At 43.4% G+C, this 10055-nt stretch carries 5 protein-coding genes; all 5 read left to right on the forward strand.

The window, feature by feature from the left end:
* Positions 1-564: 564 nt before the first annotated feature.
* The 5 genes from Q0L00_RS05370 (at position 565) to Q0L00_RS05390 (ending at position 10052) form a co-directional block, all read left to right on the forward strand.
* Positions 565-2820 carry a pyridoxal-dependent decarboxylase gene (locus Q0L00_RS05370; RefSeq protein ID WP_297335839.1) on the forward strand — a complete coding sequence of 752 codons (2256 nt, stop codon included), beginning with the start codon at positions 565-567 and terminating at the stop codon, positions 2818-2820.
* 7 nt (positions 2821-2827) lie between these two features.
* The gene (locus Q0L00_RS05375) at positions 2828-3961 is read left to right on the forward strand and encodes an FIST N-terminal domain-containing protein (RefSeq protein WP_297335840.1); all 1134 of its coding nucleotides are present in this window, start codon (positions 2828-2830) and stop codon (positions 3959-3961) included.
* Positions 3962-4153: 192 nt separating this feature from the next.
* Positions 4154-5692, forward strand: a complete 1539-nt coding sequence (locus tag Q0L00_RS05380; RefSeq protein ID WP_297335841.1) for an ATP-binding protein — start codon at positions 4154-4156, stop codon at positions 5690-5692.
* A gap of 43 nt (positions 5693-5735) precedes the next feature.
* A complete protein-coding gene (locus Q0L00_RS05385) occupies positions 5736-6557 on the forward strand; it encodes a hypothetical protein (protein WP_297335842.1) in 822 nt (273 codons plus the stop codon).
* A gap of 207 nt (positions 6558-6764) precedes the next feature.
* Positions 6765-10052 (forward strand): ATP-binding protein, encoded by a 3288-nt coding sequence (locus Q0L00_RS05390; protein WP_297335843.1) that lies wholly within the window; start codon positions 6765-6767, stop codon positions 10050-10052.
* The last annotated feature ends 3 nt before the right edge of the window (positions 10053-10055 follow it).

The raw sequence follows: 10055 nt of genomic DNA on the forward strand, positions 1-10055 counted from the left end.
GAATACTCCATGCTGAATAGGAAAAATTTTTAGGGTAATTGGGACGATAAAATTGAGGTTTCGTCCCAAATCTTTCTGGGGACTACGCGCAAGATTCTATATTCAAGAGCATCGTACATGGGTTTGTAAAACGGCTTCACATAAAAGCTCAAATCTTCTACTTTAAACTAGATAAATTGAACTTTTCTAAGCATCCCAAAAACATAGATCCGATAAATACATGAAAATCAGAAAATTTATGATTTGATTTCAAACGGATTATTGTATTTTGGTAATACAAATTTTTGTACTTGAAAAACAAACCAACCGTTTTACTTATTTCTTGATCCACGCAATTTTTCATCCAAGCTCAAGCGATGAAATTATCCTAAATCAAGAAGGGGTATTCATGACTTCATTCCGAAAAGGAAATTCTACAATTCCCTTTTTACTGATTTCACATGAATTTATATTCTTCTCATTTGAACCTGAAAAAGAAAGCTTTGGCGCCTCACTCAGAAACTAATGCAGGGCGTCAAACTAGAGATCCTATTTGAGTATTCATCCATTTCTAAACCTTTTATCATGAAAACATCCACTATTCATCATTCGGCTATTTTTGCGAAAAATCTTCTTCATGCTCATAACGAACTCCCCCAATCGGAAAAAATCCAGCTGAAAGGTTCGGGAGCTGAAGCACTCGAAGCCTTATTTCTAGGATCACGGGGCACCAATGCTTCCACCATGCTAGAGATGCTCCAACTGGCACTCAAATTCCATGTGGAGTTCCGAAGAGACTATTTCCCCCAAGATCCAGACTATCTAAACGAAGCCATTCAAAATTCCCCTTCCTTTCAGAATACGGTCAGCATGATGAAGGAAGAATACATCAAGCTACTACAGCAGCTTCAGGAATCTGGGACTTTTTTTAGCATGCGGTCCATCGGTCACATGCTTTGGGACACCACCACACCAGGCATCTTAGGCTACTTCGCCGCATTGCTCTACAATCAAAACAATGTCGCAGCCGAGGCTTCCCCTGTCACTACCCTCTTGGAAATGCATGTCGGTAACGAACTCTGTAAGTTACTTGGATATGAAGTCACCCCCATTCCTACCTCTAGCAATGACCCTGTGGTTACTACCAAAGGAATCACGGGTTGGGGTCACATTACCTGTGATGGCTCAGTTGCCAATTTAGAAGGTTTGTGGATGGCCAGAAACCTGAAATTTTACCCCATCAGCGTGCGAGCTGCCCTACAAAATGAAGCGGCCCTTTCTTGCGCAAAAGGCTTTGAGGTCAAATTACTTAGCGGAGAATCCAAACCCCTAATCACTCTTGATGATTGGTCGCTTTTGAATCTTCCCATCGATGAAATCCTGGATATCCCCAATCAAATCTCTGCTCAATTCGATCTGGACATCACTGTCATCGGGAATGCTATCGCCAACTATACCGTCCAAAATCTGGGGTATTATGAGATTTTTCAAAATTCCATGACTGAGGTCAAAAATGTGCCTGTGAGTTTTTGCTCGGCTGCTCGACATTATTCCTGGCCCAAAGGTGCCGCCATCTTAGGCATCGGATCTTCCAATATGCGCTCCATCCAAGTGGATGAAAAAGTCCACATGGACATCAACCACCTCCGCTCAGAGCTAGAATTTTGTTTGGAAAATAAAATCCCCGTGCTCAATGTCGTAGCCATCATCGGAACCACAGAGGAGAGTGCTGTTGATCCTTTAGTAGATATTCTGGCCGTTCGGGATGAATTCCGGAGGAAAGGTTTGGAATTTGCCGTCCATGCTGATGCTGCTTGGGGGGGATATTTTAAAACCATGCTCAACAGTCCGGACGAAAGTGACCCCAGACTATTTGCTAGTATAGAAGAAAGTGAAATCGCCACACTACCTATGAGTGAATACGTGAAATTGCAGTACCAAAACATCCAGTTGGCGGACTCTATCACCATCGATCCGCACAAATCCGGCTATGTCCCCTACCCTGCCGGTGGACTTTGCTACCGAAATTCGGCTATGCGAAACTTGGTGTCATTCACCGCGCCTGTCGTCTATCATGGAGGAGTAGACCCTACAGTCGGCGTCTATGGAGTGGAAGGCTCCAAACCGGGAGCTGCAGCTGCGGCCGTGTACTTCAGCCACAAAGTGATCCGTCCTAATTCGACCGGATACGGAAGACTATCTGGAGCCTGCTTCTTTAATGCGAAGCGACTTTACGCTGCTTTGGTCTGTATGAATATCGAGAACCTTCCCTTTTTCGTCGTCCCATTGATCCCTATTCCGGCTATTGAACAGGGAAAAAGCGAAGCTGAAGTCCAAGCTCAATACGAATTTATCCGAGATCGCATAGTCATCAAAACCAATGAGGAAATCATGGCTGATCCGGAGGCTTTTGCCCTCTTCAAAGAACTGGGTGGGGATCAAACCATTGTCACCTATCTCTTCAACTTTTATAATGCCGACCGAAGCAAAAACTCGGATATGGCTAAGGTAAATCAATTCAATGATGCGATTTACAAGATGTTTAGCTTCAAACCCTATGAAGACAATACCGAAGACACAGAGATCGTAGTGACTTCCTCTGCCTTTACTCGTGATGGCTATGGGGATGTGCTGGTAGATAGCCTTAGGGCGAGAATCGGTGTGAACAATCTACCCGATAGCTCCATCAACTTTATCATCTCCACGATCATGAATCCATGGCTTACCAATACGGTAGAGGGTTCCTTCATCCCTCAACTCATGGAGATCATGATCAAGAACATCAGCAACTGCCTGAGCAAGCTTCAGTCAGAAAATTTCAATCCCACTCCAGAAAACTAACCTAACCATGAAAGCCAAAAACATATCAGGAGAATCCATCGATCAAATCAAGCAGCGATTTGCCGAAGCCACCTCGGACGGCTTTGCACCGACATTGGCTATTCTATTTTGTTCGATTTCCCAAGATAGAGCAGCCCTTCGAGATTTTTTCAAAAGCAGGGATATCGCACTAGTGGGTGCTACATCGGCCGGAGAGATCATCAATGATGAAGTACTGGAGCAGTCAGCTGTCATTTTGCTTTTGGATATCAAAAAGGAACATTTTGCCCTCTTTTTTGAAGAGTCCTCAGACACCTTATCCTTGGCTGAGAAGCTTAGCAAATTTTCAAAAGCAACTTTCCAGAATCCATCCGTCATTGTGATTTCGAGTGGATTAACCATAGATGCGGAGAATATCATCAATGGATTTCACTCCTTTGACCCAAGTATTCCACTCTTTGGGGGATTGGCGGCTGATGATCTAACCATGACCTCGACCTATGTATTCACCAATGAAAAAGAATCCTCCAATGGATTGATAGGCCTTGTCATCGATGGAGACAAAATCAACATCAAAGGACTGGCCACCAGCGGTTGGGATAATATTGGGATCGAAAAAACGATCACGAAATCCGAAGGAAATGTAGTCTATACCATCGATGATGAGCCAGCCGTGGATGTTTTTGTGAATTACTTCCAGTTTACCGAAAGCGTAGACAACAAAGCCGAAATAATCGCTACCAACTTTGCCCAATATCCCCTTCAGATGAAGAAAGACAATGGCAATACGGTTCTCCGTGCCCCATTGATGGTGGATATTGACAGTAGAGCTTTGATTTTTGCGGGTGGAATTCCTCAGGGGAGCAAAGTAAAGTTCTCGGTACAGCCGGGATTTGATTTGATCGAAAAAACCGCGGATAAAATCAGCCTCCTCAAGCCAACTATTCCAGAAGCCGACGCTTTGATCATGTTTTCCTGCAAAGCCCGGCACATGGCTCTGGGACCTTTGACCGGGGATGAGGCGGGCATGATACAGGCGATTTGGGATAAGCCTTTAATCGGCTTTTTTACTTATGGTGAAATCGGCGCGACGGAAAACAGCACCTGTGATTTTCATAACGAAACCTGTTCGATGGTTATCCTAAAGGAAATAGATGCATAAACTATTCAAAAAAATTACCCATCCCTTATTCTTAAAAGCTCACATATTTTTGAAAATAAAATCAGGTTAACCTACACTAAATCATGACTTTGAGCCAGCTAAATCTTATCCTATAATTTCACTTCTTTGGAACAAATCACAAAAATAATAGCGGATTCCTCCCTAGCTGAAAGGGAAAAAGAGTCTTTGCTAATGGCTTTAAAAAAAGTACAGAAAACTATTGATGTCGCAGAGTTTAAATACAATAGAACGCTGATAGATAAGGCCGCAATCACCAACGTACTTAACGCCAGTCTTAAGGAAATGGAAATTCAAAAGCGGCAAATAGAGGAGGCAAAGAATGAATTGGACAAGCAAAAGAAAATTGCCGACAAGCAAGCTTCCCTGAATCGTGTGAGGGCGGAAATAGCCTCTATGCGAACCTCAAAGGATTTGGAGTTGATTACACCATTAATTTGGAAAGAATTACAATTTCTAGGGATACCCTTTGTTCGCTGTGGGGTCTTCATCATGGATAATGTCGAAAAACAGATTCATACCTTTCTATCTACCCCTGATGGAAGAGCGATCACTGCCTTCCACATTCCCTTTGATACTCCCATCATGGCTGAAATCATTGAGAATTGGAGAAAGCGTACCGTCTACATCAGCCACTGGGATGAGACAAAATTTTCTGCCTTAGCCGATTCCCTGCTAGAAAATGGCTCTATCTCCACCCGAGACCATTACCTAAAAAACATTCCAAAAGAAGGACTTTTTTTACACTACTTACCCTTTGTTCAAGGCATGTTGTATGTGGGAAACGTGGAGCAATTTTCGGAGGAATACATGCAGGTGGTACACATGGTTGGTGAGGCTTTTTCTACGGCTTTTGCCCGATATGAAGATTTTAAAAAATTAGAACTTGCCAAGCTGGAGGTAGAAAAAACACTCAATGAACTAAAAGAAGCACAGCAGCAATTGATCCAAAGCGAAAAAATGGCCTCCCTCGGAGAGCTCACCGCCGGAATCGCCCATGAGATCCAAAATCCCCTCAATTTTGTGATTAATTTTTCTGATTTAGCCAACGAACTCGTAGATGAATTAAAAGCAGAAAAATTCCTGCCGAAAGCAGAGCGAGATGAAGTGGTGGAAACAGAAATCCTAGAAGGTATTGCAAAAAACCTCGTCAAAATCAACCATCATGGCAAGCGTGCAGACTCCATAGTAAAAGGGATGTTACAGCACAGCCGAGTGAGTGGTGGAGAAAAGGAGGAAACAAATATCAACCTTCTCTTAGACGAGTACCTTAGACTCTCCTACCATGGTTTAAGGGCTAAAGACAAATCATTCAATGCGGAATTTTTTACCGAACTGGACCCCTCACTTCCCTCGATTCATGTAACTAAGCAGGACCTAGGCAGGGTATTTCTAAACCTGATCAATAATGCATTCTATGCCGTGAATGAAAGGAAAAAAGGAAGCAGGACCGAGAACTATCTACCTCAAATAAAAATCACATCCAAAAATCTCGGTGATCATATAGCGATTTCTATTCGTGATAATGGGAATGGCATTCCCTCTGAAATCAAAGACAAAATATTTCAACCCTTCTTTACGACCAAGCCTACCGGGCAAGGCACAGGATTAGGACTTTCGCTGAGTTATGATATTGTGAAAGCGCATGGAGGAAAATTGGAGGTGGAATCATCCCCCGGAAGTACCACCTTCACAATTAATCTAAAAACATAAGCAATGGATTTACCCTGACTAGTTTAAACCAAACTCATGAAAAATGGAAAAGCAAAAAAATAAAGGAAGAAGGAATTTCCTACTTGTCCTTGGAGCACTTGGCTTAGGAGGAGTGACTACTTGGATCATGCGTAGATCGATTGTGAAGCGTCTATTTTTCACAGGTGATTTTGACCCCGAATTATTAACCTCTTCCCTGACTACCGAAGAAAACATCTGTTTAATGACTTCCCAGCAGGTAGAAGGACCTTTTTATTTCCCATCACCCGAACGAAGAGAGCTAACTGATGACCGCATCGGTCAAAAACTGCAATTACGTTTACAAGTAACTCGCTACCCCGAGTGCAAGCCTATCGAAAATGCGAGGGTAGATATCTGGCATTGTGACGGGGATGGGGTTTATAGCGGTTACCCGAAAGAAATTGCCCGAGATGTATGGGAAACGATGGTATTTGGGCTAAAAAACGGAACGTTCAAAAATGATCAACTTCATGTAGACCCGGTAAACGACACGCGATTTCTCAGAGGGATGCAAAGGACAGACCCTACTGGATGGGTGACATTTGACACGATTATTCCGGGCTGGTATGAGGGAAGGGTTCCTCACATTCATGCTTTGGTGGTGATCAATAAGCAAGAGCAATTTACCACACAATTTTATTTCTCTCAGGAGCTTCTAGATTCGATTTATACCACAGTAGCCCCTTACAAAACTCATGGGAAATGTCCCTTGCGTTTTGAAAACGACATCGTTCTTTCCCAAGGAAAAAATGCTCAGGGCTTACTCTTGGAAATCAAACCCCAACCTTTAATCGATGGTCAGTATCTCGCCATGGGTCGGATGGGCATAAACTCCAAGGCCTAATGAAACTCCTCAGACAAGCTCCTTTAACAAGGGCCGATTTCAACCCTTGTGAGACTTTTACTTTCCTTCCAACCCACTAATTACCTGACAAGACCAAAAAACAAACTCCAGCCATGACTCAAAGCCACATTCCTAGTAGCTTCCATTGCAACACCGACACCCGGTAACCGCTACCGATTGAACCCTTTCACCAAAATCCAGATCAATATGAAACCTACACCCCATTTTAATTTTCGATCAACCCTGGTTCGATCTTTCATTCTGATTGTTTTTTTGACCCAGATTAGGTTTCATTCCCAAGCTCAAATCAACCCCTCCAAAGGGGTTCCTAGCTTCACCAATTATGTGGTCGGCCAATTAGGAATCGCCGGACAACAAATCTGGAATGTCAACCAAAATCAAGACGGATTTTTATTTGTGGGTACCTCAACAGGCCTACAGAAATTTGATGGCAAAAATTGGGAGCTTCTCACCTCTCCCAGTACCGAATTTAACACCAACGTCCGGTCTACTTTATTGGCATCAGATGGGACATTTTATTATGGTTCGCTGGGGGACTTTGGACTAGTGACCACGGATTCGACCGGGAAAACCATTGAACAATCCCTCTTGCAAGGATTTCCAGCTGATTTTATTTTCAATGATATTTGGTCCATCCGTGAGAGCAAAGGGAAGATTTATTTTCAGGCCCGGGAGGCTATTTTCATTTACACTCCAGCCACCGATGATCAGTCTGGCAGCCTCAAAATCTGGAAGCCCGATACCGAGTTTATGTATGCTTTTAGCTTGGATGACAGCTATTACGCGCATCAAATGAACCTTGGTCTATTCCAAGAGATAGAAGAAAATCTTCAGCTGATCCCAGGAAGTGAATTTCTAGGAGAAGACCGAGTTCAAGTACTGCTGCCTTACCGAGAAAAAGGAGAATTTCTAGTTGGAGCATTTGCCGGGGGACTCTTTCATTTTGATGGAGAAAATTTCAAACCCTTTCAGACTGAAATTGATGACCTGCTTCGAGAAAGAAGTTTGTACAAAGCCTTGGCCCTGCCCGACAGTTCCTACGCGCTGAGTGTACTGGGAAATGGTTTTTTTATCATTGACAGGCAAGGAAAAGTGAAATCCCATTTTACTACTAAAAACTCCATTCCCGACCAGAGTGTCTATGCTTTTCACCTCGACAATACAGAAAATCTATGGGTAGGAACAAACAGCGGGCTGTCCAAAATCGAGGTTTTCTCCCCATTGACCCGTTTTGATTCTGATACTTACGAAATCGGCAATGCGCTTTCGCTTTCTGCTTTTGACGACAACTTGTACATCGGTACTTCTACGACGGTACTTTATCTTGATAAAAATGACGGAATCATCAAAAAAGTAGAAGGAATCCCAAATACCCAAGTTTTTGACCTGGTGGAGGATACCCATAGCGTATTGAGTACGGGTGTGGGATTAAATGAAATCAAGGGTTCTAAAGCAAAATTGATTCCCGAAACCGATAATTTTCAAAGTTTGCGGGTAGTGATTTCCAAAAGCCATGAGGGCTATGTATTCCTAAGCGGTAATTATGGCATTCAAGTATTTAAAAGAGAGCTAGGTAGTGATGGAGAATACCAATACGAAGATATCGGCCCGATTTCAGGAGTGGCACGCTCGGTTTATTCTATGGCAGAAAACCAAGAAGGTGAGCTTTGGGGCGGGACGCAAGCGGGGATTCTCTATCGGATTATTTTCCCCAAAACTGCCTCAGGCAATCTTGATGTCCCCAATGCCAGAGTGGAGGAATTTGGTGAAAATGATGGGATCCGAGGTCTTTCGGGTTTAGCTGAGGGCCCCATTGATGGGAAAGTATATACTTCGGGTATTGATGGATTTTATTTCTTCAATACCCCTGTCAATGAATTTGAGCGGGATCCAGTTTTCAGCTTTTCGGATGAAGTCGCCGATATTAACCTTGACACCTATGGGTTGGGAATCGGAGAGACAGGCCATGTCTATTTGGATTTCAAAGGGGAAAAACGCTACGCCAAAAAACAGCCTGACGGGAGTTACCAATTAAAATCCTACCCTGTCAATCTGATCACCGCGAGTGGGGTCACTTCGGGATATACTGAACCCAGTGGAGTGATTTGGATCGGGACTGACGAAGGATTGATGAGACTAGATCCCACCAAAGCATATAATGTTGACCATCCGGTTCCCTTATATTTCAGATCAGTTTCCTCCGAGGAGAAAAGGCTACCGCTATCCAAAGACCTAAACGAAAATATGCCTGAAATTCCCTTCAAAGGCAATCAAATTTCCTTTGACTTTGTCGCACCATTTTTTGTGCGTGAAAATAAAATCCTCTATCAGACTTTCTTAGAGGGCTACGACAAAGAATGGACTGAATGGGAAGACATCATTACCCGTGAATTTACAAATCTCCCTTACGGCAGCTATACGTTTAAGGTCAAGGCCAAAAATACGTTTAATACCCAATCGGATGAAATCGCCTATCAATTTACCATTCTTCCCCCCTGGTATGCCACTTGGTGGGCCTTTGTCCTGTATTTTCTGGGATTTGCCTTGCTGGTTTATGCCTTGGTCAAAATTCAAACGATCAGAATCTTAGCTCGCGAAAAAGAAAAAAATCGGCAGCAGGAACTGGCCCATGCCAAAGAAATCGAAAAAGCATACGAAGAGCTCAAATCCACCCAGACGCAATTAATTCACTCCGAAAAAATGGCTTCCCTTGGTGAACTGACAGCAGGTATTGCCCATGAAATCCAGAACCCGTTGAATTTTGTCAATAACTTTTCCGAAGTCAGTGAAGAGCTCATCGATGAGATGAATGAGGAACTCGAAAGTGGTAATCTCGACGAAGCCAGAACAATCGGCAAAAACCTCAAAGAAAATCTCAGCAAAATCAAACACCACGGGAAGCGGGCAGACTCCATCGTCAAAGGCATGCTGGAGCATAGCCGTGGTGGCTCTTCGGAGAAAAAGCTCACCAACCTTAATGGCATGGCCGATGAATTTCTCCGCTTGAGTTACCATGGCCTTCGAGCAAAAGACAAGAATTTCTCTGCCGATTTTGAGACTGACTTAGATCCAACTATCCCCCGGGTCAAAGTAGTCTCTCAAGATATAGGACGGGTTTTTCTCAATCTGATCAACAATGCCTTCTACGCCTGTACTGAGCAAAGTCGAAGTGCAGGCTTCGAACAAAACAAAAACCTTAAAGAGGGTTACAAGCCCAAAGTAACGATCCAATCTAGGCTTCTGGAATCGGGAGGTGTAGAAATTTGCATCAAGGACAATGGTAGCGGCATCCCAAAAGCTATCATTGACAAGATATTTCAACCCTTCTTTACTACCAAACCCACAGGTTCAGGTACCGGCCTCGGCTTATCCTTGAGCTACGATATCATCAAAGCACACGGTGGTGATCTGCGGGTCAAAAGCATCGAAGGAGAGGGAACTGAGATGATTATCTTTTTGCCGATTGAAAACTGAAAT

Origin of the sequence: Algoriphagus sp., from assembly GCF_024305035.1 — a bacterium.
Classification (GTDB): domain Bacteria; phylum Bacteroidota; class Bacteroidia; order Cytophagales; family Cyclobacteriaceae; genus Algoriphagus.

Bases quoted from the DNA above. Each gene is read 5' to 3' on its own strand.
- Q0L00_RS05390 (WP_297335843.1), top strand. From the start codon at position 6,765: ATGAAACCTACACCCCATTTTAATTTTCGATCAACCCTGGTTCGATCT.
- Q0L00_RS05385 (WP_297335842.1), top strand. From the start codon at position 5,736: ATGGAAAAGCAAAAAAATAAAGGAAGAAGGAATTTCCTACTTGTCCTT.
- Q0L00_RS05370 (WP_297335839.1), top strand. From the start codon at position 565: ATGAAAACATCCACTATTCATCATTCGGCTATTTTTGCGAAAAATCTT.
- Q0L00_RS05380 (WP_297335841.1), top strand. From the start codon at position 4,154: ATGGCTTTAAAAAAAGTACAGAAAACTATTGATGTCGCAGAGTTTAAA.
- Q0L00_RS05375 (WP_297335840.1), top strand. From the start codon at position 2,828: ATGAAAGCCAAAAACATATCAGGAGAATCCATCGATCAAATCAAGCAG.